General features: G+C 55.1%; 14 protein-coding genes and 5 tRNA genes. 3 read left to right on the top strand and 16 right to left on the bottom strand.

What is annotated here, in order from left to right:
* Positions 1 to 21 precede the first annotated feature (21 nt).
* The 14 genes from rplK to PCAR_RS04165 all read right to left on the bottom strand — a co-directional run bounded on the left by rplK (position 22) and on the right by PCAR_RS04165 (position 8130).
* Positions 22 to 444 carry a 50S ribosomal protein L11 gene (rplK, locus tag PCAR_RS04230; RefSeq protein WP_011340392.1) on the bottom strand — a complete coding sequence of 141 codons (423 nt, stop codon included), beginning with the start codon at positions 442 to 444 and terminating at the stop codon, positions 22 to 24.
* Positions 445 to 482: 38 nt separating this feature from the next.
* Complete coding sequence (gene nusG, locus PCAR_RS04225) at positions 483 to 1016, bottom strand: transcription termination/antitermination protein NusG (RefSeq protein ID WP_011340391.1); 534 nt, start codon at positions 1014 to 1016, stop codon at positions 483 to 485.
* 18 nt (positions 1017 to 1034) lie between these two features.
* Positions 1035 to 1223 (bottom strand): preprotein translocase subunit SecE, encoded by a 189-nt coding sequence (gene secE, locus PCAR_RS04220; RefSeq protein WP_011340390.1) that lies wholly within the window; start codon positions 1221 to 1223, stop codon positions 1035 to 1037.
* Between the two features lie 28 nt (positions 1224 to 1251).
* Positions 1252 to 1328, bottom strand: a tRNA-Trp gene (locus tag PCAR_RS04215).
* 51 nt (positions 1329 to 1379) lie between these two features.
* The gene (rpmG, locus tag PCAR_RS04210) at positions 1380 to 1529 is read right to left on the bottom strand and encodes a 50S ribosomal protein L33 (protein WP_011340389.1); all 150 of its coding nucleotides are present in this window, start codon (positions 1527 to 1529) and stop codon (positions 1380 to 1382) included.
* Positions 1530 to 1590: 61 nt separating this feature from the next.
* Positions 1591 to 2790 carry an elongation factor Tu gene (gene tuf, locus PCAR_RS04205; protein WP_011340388.1) on the bottom strand — a complete coding sequence of 400 codons (1200 nt, stop codon included), beginning with the start codon at positions 2788 to 2790 and terminating at the stop codon, positions 1591 to 1593.
* Positions 2791 to 2909: 119 nt separating this feature from the next.
* Positions 2910 to 2985: transfer RNA gene (locus PCAR_RS04200), tRNA-Thr, on the bottom strand.
* A 35-nt stretch (positions 2986 to 3020) separates the two neighbouring features.
* Positions 3021 to 3097, bottom strand: a tRNA-Gly gene (locus PCAR_RS04195).
* Positions 3098 to 3220: 123 nt separating this feature from the next.
* A tRNA-Tyr gene (locus PCAR_RS04190) sits at positions 3221 to 3305 on the bottom strand.
* 46 nt (positions 3306 to 3351) lie between these two features.
* A tRNA-Thr gene (locus PCAR_RS04185) sits at positions 3352 to 3427 on the bottom strand.
* A 199-nt stretch (positions 3428 to 3626) separates the two neighbouring features.
* Positions 3627 to 4367 (bottom strand): 23S rRNA (guanosine(2251)-2'-O)-methyltransferase RlmB, encoded by a 741-nt coding sequence (rlmB, locus tag PCAR_RS04180; protein ID WP_011340387.1) that lies wholly within the window; start codon positions 4365 to 4367, stop codon positions 3627 to 3629.
* Between the two features lie 4 nt (positions 4368 to 4371).
* Positions 4372 to 5106: an orotidine-5'-phosphate decarboxylase gene (gene pyrF / locus PCAR_RS04175; protein WP_011340386.1), complete on the bottom strand. Its 735-nt coding sequence runs from the start codon at positions 5104 to 5106 to the stop codon at positions 4372 to 4374.
* Between the two features lie 4 nt (positions 5107 to 5110).
* Positions 5111 to 6346, bottom strand: a complete 1236-nt coding sequence (locus PCAR_RS04170; RefSeq protein ID WP_011340385.1) for a DUF4388 domain-containing protein — start codon at positions 6344 to 6346, stop codon at positions 5111 to 5113.
* A 68-nt stretch (positions 6347 to 6414) separates the two neighbouring features.
* Complete coding sequence (locus PCAR_RS04165) at positions 6415 to 8130, bottom strand: proline--tRNA ligase (RefSeq protein WP_011340384.1); 1716 nt, start codon at positions 8128 to 8130, stop codon at positions 6415 to 6417.
* A gap of 422 nt (positions 8131 to 8552) precedes the next feature.
* On the opposite strand from PCAR_RS04165, the gene PCAR_RS04160 reads away from it, so the two are divergent.
* Together PCAR_RS04160 and PCAR_RS04155 are read left to right on the top strand one after the other, a co-directional pair.
* Positions 8553 to 10040, top strand: a complete 1488-nt coding sequence (locus PCAR_RS04160; RefSeq protein ID WP_011340383.1) for an AAA family ATPase — start codon at positions 8553 to 8555, stop codon at positions 10038 to 10040.
* 17 nt (positions 10041 to 10057) lie between these two features.
* Entirely contained in the window at positions 10058 to 11221 is a 1164-nt protein-coding gene (locus tag PCAR_RS04155) for a pyridoxal phosphate-dependent aminotransferase (RefSeq protein WP_011340382.1), read from the top strand.
* 98 nt (positions 11222 to 11319) lie between these two features.
* Here PCAR_RS04155 and PCAR_RS04150 read toward each other — a convergent pair whose 3' ends face one another.
* A complete protein-coding gene (locus tag PCAR_RS04150) occupies positions 11320 to 11493 on the bottom strand; it encodes a 4Fe-4S binding protein (protein WP_011340381.1) in 174 nt (57 codons plus the stop codon).
* Positions 11494 to 11782: 289 nt separating this feature from the next.
* On the opposite strand from PCAR_RS04150, the gene PCAR_RS04145 reads away from it, so the two are divergent.
* The gene (locus PCAR_RS04145) at positions 11783 to 12625 is read left to right on the top strand and encodes a sulfide/dihydroorotate dehydrogenase-like FAD/NAD-binding protein (protein WP_011340380.1); all 843 of its coding nucleotides are present in this window, start codon (positions 11783 to 11785) and stop codon (positions 12623 to 12625) included.
* A 34-nt stretch (positions 12626 to 12659) separates the two neighbouring features.
* Here the strand turns inward: PCAR_RS04145 and PCAR_RS17670 are convergent, their stop codons facing one another.
* Positions 12660 to 15503: an EAL domain-containing protein gene (locus PCAR_RS17670; protein ID WP_011340379.1), complete on the bottom strand. Its 2844-nt coding sequence runs from the start codon at positions 15501 to 15503 to the stop codon at positions 12660 to 12662.
* Positions 15504 to 15714 lie beyond the last annotated feature (211 nt).

Genomic DNA, 15714 nt, shown 5'->3' with positions numbered 1-15714 from the left:
TACTCCAGATCCTGCCAGAAATTATACGATTTCGAGGCCCATACTGCGAGCCGTACCCTCAATAGTACGAATCGCAGCCTCAATGTCAAACGCATTGAGATCAGGCATTTTCAGTTCGGCGATTTCGCGCACCTGCGCCTTGGTCACCTTACCGACCTTATCCTTGTTCGGCACCGAAGACCCTTTGGGAATCTTGGCGGCCTTCATCAACAAAACAGCAGCAGGCGGCGTTTTGGTAATAAAGCTAAAAGAACGGTCGGCAAATACGGTAATGACTACCGGAATAATCATACCGTCCTGAGCTTGCGTCTTAGCATTGAACGCCTTGCAAAACTCCATAATGTTGACCCCGTGCTGACCCAGCGCGGGACCGACCGGCGGCGAAGGGTTGGCTTTGCCGGCAGGAATCTGCAATTTTATTAATCCAACAACCTTTTTGGCCATGAGCTTCTCCTTGAACTTTAACCTTCATAAAGCCAGCGTCAGCTGGTTTTTTCGACTTGGATAAACTCGAGCTCGACAGGAGTAACCCGGCCGAAAATGCTGACCATGACCTTCAGCTTTCCCTTATCGGGTTTCACATCCTCAACAACGCCGGTGAAATTCAGAAAGGGACCGTCAACCACACGCACCGTCTCGCCAACCTCGAAAGCCACCTTGGGCTTGGGCCGCTCGACATCCTCTTCCATGCGCGCGGTGATCTTGGCCACCTCTTCGTCCGAGATCGGCGGCGGCGCCGACCCCCCACCAACAAACCCTGTCACCTTCGGGGTATTCTTGACCACGTGCCAGGTTTCGTTGTTAAGCTCCATCTGCACGAGGATATACCCCGGGAAAAACTTCCGCGTGGAAGTCTTACGCTCGCCATTCTTCATCTCGACAACTGTCTCGGAGGGAATCAGCACCTCCCCGAACAGCTCCTCGAAACCGAGCTGACGAATCCGCTCTTCCAAAGTCATCTTGACCTTGTTTTCGAACCCGGAATATGTATGCACCCCGTACCACTTTTTAGACATACCGTATTATCTTTTCACCTATCCCCTGAGAATCACACCGATGGCGGAAGACAACAACTTGTCGACCCCCCACAGGAAGGCCGTAACGCCAAGCACCAGCACGATAACCGCCAGAGTGGACCCATAGCCATCTCTTTTGGAGGGCCAGGTCACCTTTTTTAACTCGACCTTGACGTTGCCAAGGAACTCCATCGCCTTCTTGACCACGATAACTCCCAGAGCTTGCTATAAAATATGGCAGGCCAGGAGGGACTCGAACCCCCAACACCCGGTTTTGGAGACCGGTGCTCTAGCCATTAGAGCTACTGGCCTGCATGCAAAAGACCGCAGACAGCTGCGGCCTATCTACTTCGCCCAGCGAAACTACTTGGTTTCGCGATGAGGGGTATGCTTACGACAAAAACGGCAGTACTTGTTGAACTCAAGCCGCTCGGGCTTGGTTTTCTTGTTTTTAGTCGTCGTATAGTTCCGCTGCTTGCACTCGGTGCAGGCAAGGGTAATTATGTCAGCCATATCCGTTTCCTCTACCCCTGCCCGCCGCATGGCGGGCAGAGGAATTCAGCCTTAAAAAGGATTACTCGATAACTTCACTGACGACACCGGCGCCAACGGTACGACCACCTTCGCGAATAGCGAAACGCAGCTCTTTATCCATGGCGATCGGAGTAATCAGGTTTACAGTCATGCTGGCATTGTCGCCAGGCATAACCATTTCAGTCCCCTCGGCAAGCTCACAGATACCGGTAACGTCCGTGGTACGGAAGTAGAACTGGGGACGGTAACCATTGAAGAACGGGGTATGACGGCCGCCCTCTTCCTTGGTCAGAATATAGGCCTCGGCCTTGAACTTGGTATGCGGCGTAATGCTGCCGGGCTTGGCAAGAACCTGACCGCGCTCGATGTCTTCGCGCTTGACGCCGCGCAGCAGCACACCGATGTTGTCGCCGGCCTGGCCCTGATCGAGCAGCTTGCGGAACATCTCGACGCCGGTAACGACCGTCTTGGTGGTCTCTTTCATGCCGACAATCTCGATCTCATCCTGCACGCAGACGATACCGCTCTCTACACGACCGGTAGCAACAGTACCACGACCGGAGATGGAGAAGACATCCTCAACAGGCATCAGGAAAGGCTTGTCGATATCGCGCTCAGGCTCAGGAATGTAAGTATCGACCTGATTCATGAGCTCGATGATCGGCTTGCAGGCATCGCAATCGTCCTTACCGCAACCACACTCGAGAGCCTTGAGAGCGGAACCGGCAACAATCGGAATATCGTCGCCGGGGAAGTCGTAGGAACTAAGCAGCTCGCGCACTTCCAGCTCAACCAGTTCCATCAGCTCTTCATCGTCGACCATATCGGCCTTGTTCAAAAACACGACCATGGCGGGAACGCCAACCTGACGAGCCAGCAGGATGTGCTCGCGAGTCTGAGGCATGGGGCCGTCAGCAGCGGACACAACCAGAATGGCACCGTCCATCTGCGCAGCACCGGTGATCATGTTCTTGACGTAGTCGGCATGACCAGGGCAGTCAACGTGGGCATAATGACGGGTATCGGTCTGATACTCGACATGAGCGGTGGCAATAGTAATACCACGCTCACGCTCCTCAGGAGCGTTATCGATCTGATCAAAAGCCTTGAACTCGGCCAGGCCACGTGCAGCCATAGTCTGTGTAATAGCTGCAGTCAGGGTTGTTTTACCATGGTCAACATGACCGATGGTGCCGATATTTACATGGGGCTTAGTTCTTTCAAATTTTGCTTTCGACATGGAGTAACCTCCCTCTTTAAACTCTTAGCGATATAGTCTGTGTCTTTAGGACAGCCAGGATATGGCATAACCGAAACAAAGTATACTTCAAAAACAAGCAACGCGAAAGGCCCGCAAAATGGAGCCCACAACCGGATTTGAACCGGTGACCTCATCCTTACCAAGGATGCGCTCTACCAACTGAGCTATGTGGGCCAAGCAATTTGCAACCGCGCGGAACGACATGAATCTGGAGCGGGAAACGGGACTCGAACCCGCGACCCTCAGCTTGGAAGGCTGATGCTCTAGCCAACTGAGCTACTCCCGCCCTTCAAAGCCATTCCTCATTCGAAGCTATTTGTTGAACTAACTAAGACCAAGACTCCAGTACGACCGGCCCGTCAGGGCCTCCTGGCAACCTTGCCACAGTCTCATTCGGCAAGTATTCAAATGGTGGAGGGGGGAGGATTCGAACCTCCGAAGTCTACGACGTCAGATTTACAGTCTGATCCCTTTGGCCACTCGGGAACCCCTCCAGGGGACACGCTTAGATTGTGTTGTGTCTGCTGCCCGTCCTTTTGATGGAGCTGGCGACAGGAATTGAACCCGCAACCTGCTGATTACAAGTCAGCTGCTCTACCAATTGAGCTACGCCAGCCAGGCACAGATGCGCTTTATAACCCTATTGGATATAAATTGCAAGCAGTTTTTTCGCCCATGCTCGTTGCGGCGAACGGAGCAAAGGTATAGTCCATCCACCCCCTGCCTGTCAACTCTTTTCTCCAAAAAAAACGATCTTTTCAAAAAACAACAATCTGACTGCCCGGCAGTCACCCCACGGACAGCGACTTACAGCCTCAAACCGTCTGCTGACGAAGAACCTCAAACAGCGCTACACCACCGGCAACGGAAGCATTGAGAGAAGAGACTTGACCGCGCATAGGAATCGCCAGCAGCGCATCACAGTGCTTTCTGACATTATCCCGCAAGCCCTTTCCCTCACCGCCGACAACCAGCACCACGTTGCCGCGCAGGTCGGTATCGTAAAGACTTTGCGATCCAGCGTCACCGGCGAGGCCATACACCCAGAATCCGGCTTGCTTGAAAACTTCTAAAGAACGCGCGACATTCGTCACGCGGCATACCGGAAGATACGCCAAAGCACCGGCCGATGCCTTTTCGGCAGCGGCTGTAATGGGACAGCTCCGATCCTTGGGAAGAACGATCCCCTGGCAGCCTACAGCTTCCGCCGACCTTGCCAATGCTCCGAGGTTATGTGGATCGGTAATGCCGTCGAGCACCAGAATCACCCCTTTGCCGCCGGCATTTCGCCAGAGATCCAAAAGATCTTCAAGCGCTATCACCGATTGGGATTCCAGTCGCAACGCCACCCCTTGATGGCGCGCGCCCTCGGCAAGAGCATCCAACTCGCGGCGATCCAGGGAGCGAATGGCTACGCGACGAGCACGGGCAGCCTCGCATACAGCAGAAAGCCGCGACGATTCCGCGCCGTGCAGCACCAGCAACTCCAAAGGCTTGCGCTGTCGACTCTTAAGCGCTTCCAGAACAGGATTTACGCCGTAAATGAGACTACCCACAGATTCAGCCCTCTTCCAACGCGGCTGCCATCTCTTCCACGATACGCTGAGCAGCGCCCACCGGATCTTCGGATGCAGCGATGGGCCGACCGACCACCAGGAAATCGGATCCGGCAGCAATCGCCTCACCCGGGGTCATAATGCGCTGCTGATCGTTTGTTTCCGCGAAAGAGGGCCGCACCCCCGGTGTCACGATAGCAAAATCGCGCCCGCAGGCCCGGCGTATCAAGCCGACTTCCCGCGGCGAGGCTACGACGCCATCGAGCCCTGCCCCCTTCGCCAGACATGCCAGGCGAGGTACCATTTCTTCGACAGGCCTGTCGACACCGACCTCCCGCAACGTTTCTTCGCTGGAAGAAGTCAAGATCGTAACCCCCAGGAGCAACGGCGGCACATCCTCACCGGCGGCAAAGTATTCTCTCACCGCCTCGGCTGCCCCCGCCATCATCGCACGCCCACCCAAGGCATGCACATTGAACATGCGCACCCCGAGACGACACGCCTCAATGGCGGCCTTGGCAACGGTATTGGGAATATCATGGAATTTCAGATCGAGAAAAACCTCGCCGCCATGGTCCCGGATCATGCGAACCACATCGGGCCCGCATCGGGTAAAGAGCTGTTTGCCGACTTTAAATACTCCGACTTTGCCACGCAGGCGCCGCACCCATTCTTCCGCCGATGCCCCCGACTCGACATCAAGGGCAAAGATCAATTTTTTACGCGCTTCGACAAGCATGACATCATCCTTCGGAAAACTGTTTTTTAACCAAGAGCTTATTGACGCGCCTTGGCACTTCCTGAACTTTCTGGATCAGGCGGGCGGATTCGGCCTGCCCGAGATCACGCTGAGCAGCCATACATTCCATATAAATCAATTCACTAAGGGCCTCGGCCAACAACCGCTTTTTATCCTGCTCTTCAAGTCCCGACAGATTGGTCAGCACTTTGCGGCCGTCAACCGTACCGTCCTCGCGCAGACTGACGTCCTTGAAAACATAAGAAAAAGGCGAGGGCATCTGCCGCAAAAAAGTGGTTATTTCGTTGAGAAACTCGCTGTTCTTGGCCGAAACCCTGCGATACAGGGCCGTTAAGGCGCCGTTGAAAACCAGTAAAATTTCACCAAGGTCACCAGCGACGGCAGTCGCGGGAGCATCCTGTATGGATACAGCACCCTTATTAATCAACTCGTAAAGCGCACGCAGGCCTTCAAATTCCGACATTTTGCCGCGTCGCAGAAGCTCCCGGACATCCAAGCCTCCACCAACGATCAGCTTGAGCAGTCGCTCTTCCTCAGCCGTGAGATTCTCAACGGACTTGCCCGAGGCCTTCGGCAGCGCATCCATGGAACGAATAACCCGCATAAAAAGGGCACGTTCATCGACACGACGCAACCCCTCCATAATCATGTTCTGGGTGGTCATGGCCAGGCGCACCATCTTTTCTTTTTCGGGCTCTTTCTCAAGGAAGAAGAAACTTCCCTGAGAGGCGCCGAAAATATTGAACACGATATTTTCGACCTGGCTTCGGGTCGCCAGCCAGAGATCCTTGGGAGCGATGACTCCCTTTTCCACCAGCACGCGGCCGCTGCCACCGGAACCGGCTATCAACTGGCGATACTTGGGCAGCGCCCCCTGATCGAGCTTCCCCATCTCAAGCAACACCGTACAGATATCTTCTTCGGGAAAGGAGCTTGCCGCGGCGACGATCTCGCCACGCAAAAAGCTGACTTCTTTCTCGCCACCGGCCAAGCTGACAACCAGCGCCCCCGTCTTGCGAAACATATTCAAAAAGGAGAGCACATCGACCATGGCGATTTCGCCCAGGACGCCCGCCAGCTGAAAGCCACAGTCTACATTGGAGAAAAGCAGGTGAGCATTTGAATGACACACCAACTCCAGAGATGCGGCTCCAATTTCCCTTACCACAGATACCGGTAACTCCAAGCGTCCACTGCCGTCGATATTTATCTTACTCATACCTCGTCCTGTGTTTCACGTATCCAACCAAGAAGAAAGATCAGCCAAGCTACCCGGTGCCGGATTCGTTATCGGCCGCAGGCCTCAACGACCATATCCCGCACCAGAGCCGCAGCTTCCGCAAGAGGAAGCATACGCCGCTCGCCACCGGCACGCTCCTGCAATTCTACAGCATTTTCCTTGAGACCGCGCGCACCGACCGTCAGGCGCAGCGGAATACCGATCAGATCGGCATCTTTAAATTTACTGCCGGGCCGTTCATCGCGATCGTCCAGCAACACTTCGACACCAAGAGCCTGTAGCTCGGCATAGAGATTCTCAGCAGCAGCGAGAACCTCCTCCTGGCGAGGATTGACAACGGTTACCAAGACATGAAAAGGCGCGATGGGCATGGGAAAAACGATTCCGTTTTCATCATGGTTCTGCTCAATGGCAGCAGCAACCGTGCGCCCCACACCGATCCCGTAACACCCCATGAACAATTCGCGATCCTGCCCCTGATCGTCCAATACGGTAGCACCCAGGGCAGCCGAATATTTCGTGCCCAGCTTAAAGACATGGCCGACTTCGATGCCACGCCAGATCTCCAACACGCCGCCACACCGCGGGCAGATATCGCCAGCTTCGGCCGCGCGCAGGTCGGCAAACTGCTCCACGGTGAAATCCCGCTCAAGGTTGACCCCCACATAGTGAGTATCAGCGGCATTGGCTCCCGTCACAAAATCGGCCATGCCCTGAACCGCAAAGTCCGCCAAAACCCTCAGGGACAAATCCACCGGCCCAGCAAAACCGGGAGCTGCGCCGGTAACCTTGCCGACCACATCGTCCGGCGCCAGGGTAATCTCGTTGCAGCCCAGAAGACGGCATAATTTTATATCGTTAAGTTCGTGATTCCCACGCAACAATACAGCCAGTGTCTCTCCGGCATCGGTCTGCACTATCAGCGTCTTGACCAGACGCTCCTTGTCGACCTTCAAAAACGCAGCGACTTCTTCAATGCTTTTACACCCGGGCGTGTCCACCCTGGCCAACTCAGCTGCGGCTACAGGCGTATCGCTCGCCGTTAACGCAACTTCGGCCTTCTCGATATTCGCGGCATATTCACACTGCCCACAGGACACGATAGCGTCTTCACCGGAGGCCGCCAAGACCATGAACTCATGGGAAGAACTCCCACCGATGTTTCCCGTATCGGCTTCCACAGCCCGGAACTTTAATCCGCACCGCTCGAAAATACGCCGGTATGCCTGATACATTTTTTCGTAAGCTACGTCCGCGCCGGCCTCGTCAATATCGAAAGAATAGGCATCCTTCATAATGAATTCGCGGCCGCGCATCAAGCCGAAGCGAGGTCTTATTTCGTCCCGGAACTTGCCTTGAATCTGGTAGAGGTTAAGGGGCAATTGGCGATAGGAACGAACGGTGTTGCGAACCAGGTCGGTGATGACTTCCTCATGGGTGGGGCCCAGACAAAAAGAAGCATCTTTACGATCGGTGAAACGCAGCAATTCCTTGCCGTAGTGCTCCCAGCGCCCCGACTCTTCCCATAGTTCGGAAGGCACAACCATGGGCATGAGAAGCTCCATGGCACCGGCCCGATCCATTTCTTCACGCACAATCTGCTCGACTTTGCGAATGGAACGCAGCCCAAAAGGCAGATAATTGTAAATACCGGCGGCAAGCTTACGAATCATGCCGGCTCTGAGCATGAGTTTATGACTGATGACTTCCGCGTCGGAAGGCGTTTCCTTCAATGTAGGAAGAAGATAATCCGTGTAGCGCATACAACAAAACCTCAATATAGGCAAGATGACCGCCCCGACAGGGCAATCCATCTGCCGGCAGATAGAATAATCCGAAACCGGCGTGGACGGGCAACCCCGTCGCCGGAAAATCGTTACACAATCACTACCATGCTTTACCGTTTTCCCCGGAAAAACATCCAAAGCGCGGCCCCCCCTGTCGACAGGGCAGAAAGCCGGAAACAAGGTGCGTGGCGTCCGATGCAGCCGGACCGAACAGCAGCCCCTGGAGACTAGGGTTTCCGCACGAAAACTAGCCTATTTCTGCACATAATGCAAGGAAACTCCGACCTGCAAGTACGAACTCCGACAGGTTCGCCACGCCATGGACATTTACCGATGTTTGGTTTAAGGTGCAAAAGCTGCATTTTGCCAAACCGCGGCCTCAGCAAAGGAGCCTATGTATGCAGGAACGCATAACCGCCAACCACCTTCTTCGCCTGATTGCGGCAGGCACCCCGCTCATCTATCTGGCTACCGACAACGAATCTCGCACCGAAAGCATGATTACCCGCACCGCGGAACGCGGGCTCAAGAATTTTTCCATACCGCAATCCTGGTCATGCACCAGCGGCTTTCCCAGCGTTGAAGGAACCGAAGAAGCGTTGTCAGGCCTGCGCTGGGCGCTGGGGCAAGACTGCCGCGGCATTTTTATTTTTAAGGATCTCCATTGGTTCTGGCATGACAACCCCTTCCTACAAAGGACTCTGCTGGATTTTGCCGCGCAGCGTCACGCCCATCAGAAAACCCTTATTTTCCTCGGCCCATCGACGGCCCTGCCGGAAGTGCTCCAACGCTCCATGCAGGTTTTCGAACATCCTCTGCCCGACCGTTCGGAGCTCCGCTCCTATTTGGAAAATCGCAGACAACGCGACCCTCTGCTGCAACAGATGATGGTCAGCGACGACGCGCTCAATCAGCTCGTAACAGCCTCTCAGGGACTTGATTATTGCAATATAGAAAGTGCCCTGCGCCTGAGTCGGACCACAAAAAAAACGTCTTTAAACGAACTGATCGACACGCTGTTCCTTGACAAAAAACAACTGCTGCGCAAAAGCGGCATTATGGAGTTTATTGACACACCACCGGCTTCAGCCCAGGTCGGCGGCATGGAGAACCTTAAACACTGGCTATCCAAACGGGAAAAAGTTTTCGGCTGCGACGATCTTGCAGAAGGACGCAATCTTCCCAAAGGCATTTTGATCATGGGTATCAGCGGCTGCGGAAAAAGTCTTTTTGTGAAAGCCATAGCGGCACGCTGGCATCTGCCGATGGTACGACTGGATATGGCCACCATTTATGAAGGCACCTTCGGCTCTCCGGAAAGCAGCCTGCGCCAGGCTTGCCGGGTCGCCGAATCCCTGGCCCCCTGCGTCTTATGGATCGATGAAATCGAGGCGGGGATTTCCAACCAGGGATTCAAGTCAGAAGGTGGTTCGGCCTCCAGGGTTCTCGGTTACTTTTTAACCTGGATGCAGGAAAAGCAGCATCCGGTTTTTGTCGCAGCCACAGCCAACGCCATAGAAATGTTACCGGCAGAAATGCTGCGCAAGGGGCGCTTCGATGAAATCTTCTATGTCGCCCTGCCATCCGTTGAAGAAAGACAGGATATTTTCCGCATCCACCTGGAAAGGCGCAATCACGCCCTGGAAGGTATCTCCCTGAGCATGCTGGCCCATTCAGCCAAAGGCTTTTCCGGTGCCGAAATCGAGCAAGCCGTTGCCAGTGCCTCTTTCGAAGCCATGGCCCTTGAGCGCCCCATGCAGCAACAAGATATCATGGAAGCTATTGCGCGCACCGTGCCCCTGTCGATCACCATGGCCGAGCAGATCAAAAAGATAGAGGCCTGGGCCTTCAAGCGCGCGGTGCCGGCCAGCAAACCCCCTAAGTGAGATAGAGACCATCAACCATGCATATTGAACTGTCGCCCCGCGCCCTGCATGTCAAGCCGTTCCTCGCCATGGAAATCATGGAGCGCGCCAAGGAACTGGAAGCCGGTGGACGGGATATCATTTACCTGTGCCTCGGCGAACCGGACCTGCCCACTCCCGAACCGGTTCGGAACGCGGCCATTCAGGCTATCGAAGCAGGCAGCACCACCTATACCCATTCCCTGGGCCTGCCGGAAATTCGCCAGGCCATCGCCGACCATTACCGGCAACGCTACGGTGTTGCTGTCGAAGCTTCGCGCATCCTTGTTTCCGCCGGCACCAGCCCCCTCATGCTACTGCTGTTTTCCGCGCTGTTAAACAAGGGGGACGAGCTGATCCTGAGCGATCCGAGCTATGCCTGTTATCCCAACTTTATCCGTTTTGCCGGCGGTGAACCGGTCTTTTTACGGACCCGCGCCGAAGACGGTTTTCAGCCACGCCCCGAGCACATCCGTGAAAATCTCAGTCCGCGCACCCGTGGGATTCTCATCAACTCCCCCTCCAACCCCACCGGGTCCGTGCTGCCTTCAGCGTGGCTGGCCGAAATGGCGACCATGCCCGTACCCTTGATTTCCGATGAAATCTACCATGGCTTGACCTACGAAGGCGAAGAACGCAGCGTCCTGGAGTTTACCCAGAATGCCTTTGTACTTGGCGGGTTTTCCAAAGCCTATGCCATGACCGGTTGGCGGCTTGGTTATCTGATCGTCCCTGCAAGCTGCATCCGCACACTGCAATGCCTGCATCAAAATTTCATGATCTGTGCCGGAAATTTCGTACAGGTCGCCGGCATAACCGCGCTGCGCGATTGCCAGCAAGACGTGGCACGCATGCGCGCCATCTACGACCAACGCCGCCGCTACCTCATCGAAGAACTCCCCAAGCTCGGCCTCCCCTTGCACAGCTGTCCCACCGGAGCATTTTATGCCCTTGCCGATGCCCGGCACCTCGGCCAGGATTCCCGCAAATTGGCTTTGACCATCCTGGAGGAAACCGGCGTGGCCCTGACCCCGGGAGTCGATTTCGGCGCAGGTGGCGAAGGTTATCTGCGTTTTTCCTACGCCAATTCCCTGGACAATATCAAGTTGGCCCTGGCCCGTCTTCGCCAATTCATCGCCACACGTGCTGCCGATAAAGCCTAATCGCCTTACCCAAAAAAACGTCCCTTGCCATAAACACAAGGGACGCGAACATACATCGAGTTATTGAACACCCGTTCACCGACAAAGGTAACGGGCGTTCAATCCCACTTGATGGCGTCAACCGGACAAACTTCATCGCACGCACCGCAATCCGTGCAGGTCGGCTGATCGACGATATGCAATTCCCCTTTTTCACTGATAGCATCGACCGGACAAACATCGGCACAGGCCCCGCAATTGATACAGTCTTCGGTGATATAATGCGTTCCCATAGTACGACCTCCGTTGTTGGATGGTTTGACGCACACTCCTGCCAACCATACCGCACCGAGCTGATTTGTCCAGTGGCGCATATATAATCCGGCGTTTTGGTGGTGTCCCGCTAAAAAACGCCTGACTCCCGGCACCCTGCTCAACCTGACCTGGACCAGCCCGCCCCACGACCATGCCCGGTTCCGGAACCATGGCCCATCTCTTATCTTTTTCGCCTCCGCAGGAACACCGCACAGCAGTGCTATACTTGGTACAGATAGGAATCCATCTTCTTCGAACGAGGCCACGATGTTCAAAATCCTGAGCAACGAACAGATCGCCCCCAAACTATACCGTCTGGCCGTCCTGGCGCCGCGCATCGCAGGCCATCGCCGCCCCGGACAATTTGTCATTGTGCACGCTGACCGGCAGGCCGAACGGATTCCCCTGACCATTGCCGACGCCGATGAGCGGCAGGGAACCATCATTCTATACGTCCAGGCAGTGGGATACAGTACAGGGCGGTTGGTGAAAATGGCGGCGGGTTCCAGCCTGCGGGATGTGGCAGGACCTTTGGGCAGACCTACCGACATCCAAAAATGGGGACGCGCAACCTGTGTCGGCGGCGGCGTGGGAACGGCCGTTCTCTACCCGGTGGCCAAAGCACTGGCCGCTGCCGGCAATCAGGTCACCGCCTTGATCGGCGGACGTACGGCATCACTGATCATTCTCCGGGATGAACTGGCTGCCTTCTGCCACCCGATCCATATCACAACCGAAGATGGCAGCCTGGGGCAAAAGGGATTCGTAACGCAGGTATTGGAGAAACAGTTACGCGACAGTTCCTTACAACCCCAGGTCGTTTTCGCTGCCGGACCTGTACCCATGATGCGCGCCGTAGCCGAGATGACCCGGCCCTACGGTGTCCGCACTATCGTCAGCCTTAACCCTATTATGATCGATGGAACGGGGATGTGCGGCGGGTGCCGCGTCATGGTCGATGGGGAGATGAAATTTGCCTGTGTGGATGGCCCCGAATTCGACGGCCACAAAGTAGACTTCGATCTGCTGACCGATCGTTTAACAACTTACAGGGAAGAAGAATGTCGCATGCTCAAACAACTGGATGACCGTCGAGATCGCCCGACTTGAGATTGCCGTTTTGCGCGACAACCCGGTGCTTGACTCAAGCGCCGCGAGCAACTTCCGGAAAAACCGACACCAGGTTCTCCGACAGATATTCAATGAAATTTTCAGCCGGCATCGGCCGACCGAAATAATACCCCTGCATAACCTGGCATCTGCGGGCACGCAGAAATTCAAGCTGGGCCTCGGTTTCCACACCCTCCGCCACGATATCCAGACCAAGCCCATGGGCCATGGCAATAACCGTTTCGACGATGGCCGCATCACCAGGGTCGCGAGTGATGTCCAGCACGAATTCCTGCGCGATTTTTATCCGGTCGATGGGGAAAGTCTTGAGATAACTCAGGGAAGAATAGCCGGTACCGAAATCGTCGATGGCAATCCCCACACCGAGATCTCGTAAGGCGCGAAGCGTTTCGACCGCGACATCCGCATCCGCCATAAGCAAACTTTCGGTCAGCTCCAGCTCCAGATATCGAGGATCCAGTTCCGTATCTTTCAGAACCTGGGCCACCTGATCAAAAAAATCAGGCTGCTGAAATTGACGCGCCGAGAGATTAACCGCAATACGCATGGGCGGATAACCTGCAAGCTGCCATGCTTTGTTCTGCGCACAGGCGGTCTGCAACACCCAATGCCCGATAGGCAGGATCAGACCGCTTTCCTCGGCCAAAGGAATAAACTGGCCCGGAGAGATCATACCTTTTTCGGCATGCCGCCACCTCAACAAGGCCTCGGAACCCAAAACTTTTCCCGTGGCCTGATCGACTTGCGGTTGATAAGCGAGAAAAAACTCTTCCCGTGCAAGCGCTAGTCTCAAGTTGTGTTCAAGCCCGCTGCGTTCCAATACCCGACGATTCATCTCCTCGGTAAAGGTGCAATAGGTATTGCGCCCCAACTCTTTGGACGCATACATGGCCATATCCGCATTTTTTAGCAGCTTGTCGCCATCGGCCCCGTGCTGGGGATAGACGGCGCCGCCGATGCTGGCTGTCACGAAAAAAGACTGATCATCGACCTCACACGGCTCGGCAATTGACTGGAGGATCTGCCTGGCTACGGTATCAGCCGTTTCCGCATCCGACAAGCCGGGCAGCAGGACAACAAATTTATCCCCCTCCCAGCGAACCACCGTGGCCCCATTTTGAGCAACAGCAACCAGCCGCTGCCCGATTACTTTGAGCAATTTATCGCCATAGGTGTGGCCGTGGGTATCATTGATGGAATTGAGATTGTCGACCCCGATAAACAGCAGTGCCGCCATTTTTCCCGCCCGGTCTGCAGTGGTCAGCACACGACGGAAACGATCCTCAAACAGAGCCCTGTTGGGCAGGCCTGTCAAACTGTCATAATAGGCCAACTGTTTGATTTCCCGTTCCACCTGGCGTTGACTGGAGATGTCGCGCAAAATGGCCAACACGAAGCGCTCGTGACCATATTTCCCAACCGACAGGCTCAACTCAATGGGAAACTCCTTACCGGAACGATGCACCGCCAACAGCTCGAGACTCCGCCCCACCGCCTCTGAAGGCTCGCCGGTACTGAAAAAGCTGGCAACATCATGTCGGTGCTGATCGCGATACCCTTCCGGCATAAGAATATCAAGATTGCAACCAAGCATCTCCGCGCTGCTCCAGCCGAACAGTTCTTCCGCGGCAGGATTGAAAAGAGTGACAAGGCCGCGCTCATTGATAACGACCACGGCATCATGCGTGGCACGGATCACGGTTTTGAACTGAGCTTCCTTCTCATGCAGATATTTCTGGGTTCCACGCCGGGTACCGCTCAATCGCCACAGGAACCAGCCCGCCAGCAGCTGCAGACCAGCCATCCCGCTTAACACCGTAATCAGCAGACGATGACGCATCCAGAAAGACGGGGGCCGCCCGACGATGGTGCTGCCAGGCGGCAGATCGACGGACGCCAGCCCAAATCGCTGCATCTGTCGATAATCGAACATATAAGACGTGGAAACCACTTCATACAGGGATTCATTATCGGCATTAGTTTCATTAAAAACCTGCTCACGGGCCAGATAACCGGCCTGCCCCCCCTGTTCCCGGCCTCGGTTAACCGCGCCGCCAAGCGCTCCGGAGGTCAGATAAATGTCTTTCATGGCCAAAATCTTGAATCTGCCGACATCATTCAGACGCTGCAGGGTGTCATGCAGGGCGACCCGGTTCCCCTGTGCGTCGTACACGCCCTCGAGAGAACTTACCACCAGCAATTTCGGCTGCATGTTGCCCAGAAAGGCTTCAATGGCCTCCACAGACGCGCTGTTATAAAAAACGACTTCGATGTCCGGTGAAACTTTTGCGGCCTCTTTTTCTACACGGCCTTTTATACCTTGGGCTGCAGCCGAATCATCGCCAATGAAAAACAAGGTTCTCAGGGTCGGTTCCAGATGCATCGCAAGAGCGATGCTGCCCGCAACATCTTTCAGCTCGAAAACCCCTTGAAAGGCCTGCTGGTCGAGGCGTTTGTCCAGAGCCAGATCGTCGAGACCGCTATATACGACCGGAGTGGAGGGAAACAACCTGCGGCGATAACGCTCAAGAAAAGCTACGGCTTCATCATCCGTCGCATAGATCAGGTCAGGGATGAAACGCGTATATTTGGTCTTCAGGTAGGTATAGAAAGACTCCTGCAGGTCCGCTTGATCTCCCCCGGGGCTGGCATCGAGATATTCAACGCGCAAAGCCACCTGCCCTACGACATCGCTGCCTTTGAGAGCCTCGAGAAATCCTTGCTGCTGATCATCGGTCCAGGCAAACCCCGCATGATAGGAATGGAGGATCAAAACCTTTGCATCCCGCGCCCAAGCTGCATACGGCATCAATAAACATATTGTAAAAACGACAACCAGGGCATTGCGCCAATTCATGCGATTACTCCCACAACCTTCTTCACCAGAGAAACCGGCCTTAAGGATCAAGTCCGACAAGGCGCCAGTATAATACATCGCCTTTAAAAAAAACAGCTGACCTATAGAGAAACTGAGCAAAATCCGCACCAGTTTATTCTGCAGCGGAATTCAAAGACGCTTTTCCCGGCTGCACCTGCCGGCTTTAAAGCCTCGCTGCCCACCCCGGCTC

The sequence above is a fragment of the Syntrophotalea carbinolica DSM 2380 genome (assembly GCF_000012885.1).
Taxonomy (GTDB): Bacteria; Desulfobacterota; Desulfuromonadia; order Desulfuromonadales; family Syntrophotaleaceae; genus Syntrophotalea; species Syntrophotalea carbinolica.
Note: the sequence above shows the minus strand (reverse complement) of the source record. Positions and strands in the feature narration are given on the sequence as shown.

Coding starts and splice junctions, on each gene's coding strand:
- rplK (WP_011340392.1), bottom strand. CDS start 444: ATGGCCAAAAAGGTTGTTGGATTAATAAAATTGCAGATTCCTGCCGGC.
- nusG (WP_011340391.1), bottom strand. CDS start 1,016: ATGTCTAAAAAGTGGTACGGGGTGCATACATATTCCGGGTTCGAAAAC.
- rpmG (WP_011340389.1), bottom strand. CDS start 1,529: ATGGCTGACATAATTACCCTTGCCTGCACCGAGTGCAAGCAGCGGAAC.
- tuf (WP_011340388.1), bottom strand. CDS start 2,790: ATGTCGAAAGCAAAATTTGAAAGAACTAAGCCCCATGTAAATATCGGC.
- pyrF (WP_011340386.1), bottom strand. CDS start 5,106: ATGCTTGTCGAAGCGCGTAAAAAATTGATCTTTGCCCTTGATGTCGAG.
- PCAR_RS04170 (WP_011340385.1), bottom strand. CDS start 6,346: ATGAGTAAGATAAATATCGACGGCAGTGGACGCTTGGAGTTACCGGTA.
- PCAR_RS04165 (WP_011340384.1), bottom strand. CDS start 8,130: ATGCGCTACACGGATTATCTTCTTCCTACATTGAAGGAAACGCCTTCC.
- PCAR_RS04160 (WP_011340383.1), top strand. CDS start 8,553: ATGCAGGAACGCATAACCGCCAACCACCTTCTTCGCCTGATTGCGGCA.
- PCAR_RS04155 (WP_011340382.1), top strand. CDS start 10,058: ATGCATATTGAACTGTCGCCCCGCGCCCTGCATGTCAAGCCGTTCCTC.
- PCAR_RS04150 (WP_011340381.1), bottom strand. CDS start 11,493: ATGGGAACGCATTATATCACCGAAGACTGTATCAATTGCGGGGCCTGT.
- PCAR_RS04145 (WP_011340380.1), top strand. CDS start 11,783: ATGTTCAAAATCCTGAGCAACGAACAGATCGCCCCCAAACTATACCGT.
- PCAR_RS17670 (WP_011340379.1), bottom strand. CDS start 15,503: ATGAATTGGCGCAATGCCCTGGTTGTCGTTTTTACAATATGTTTATTG.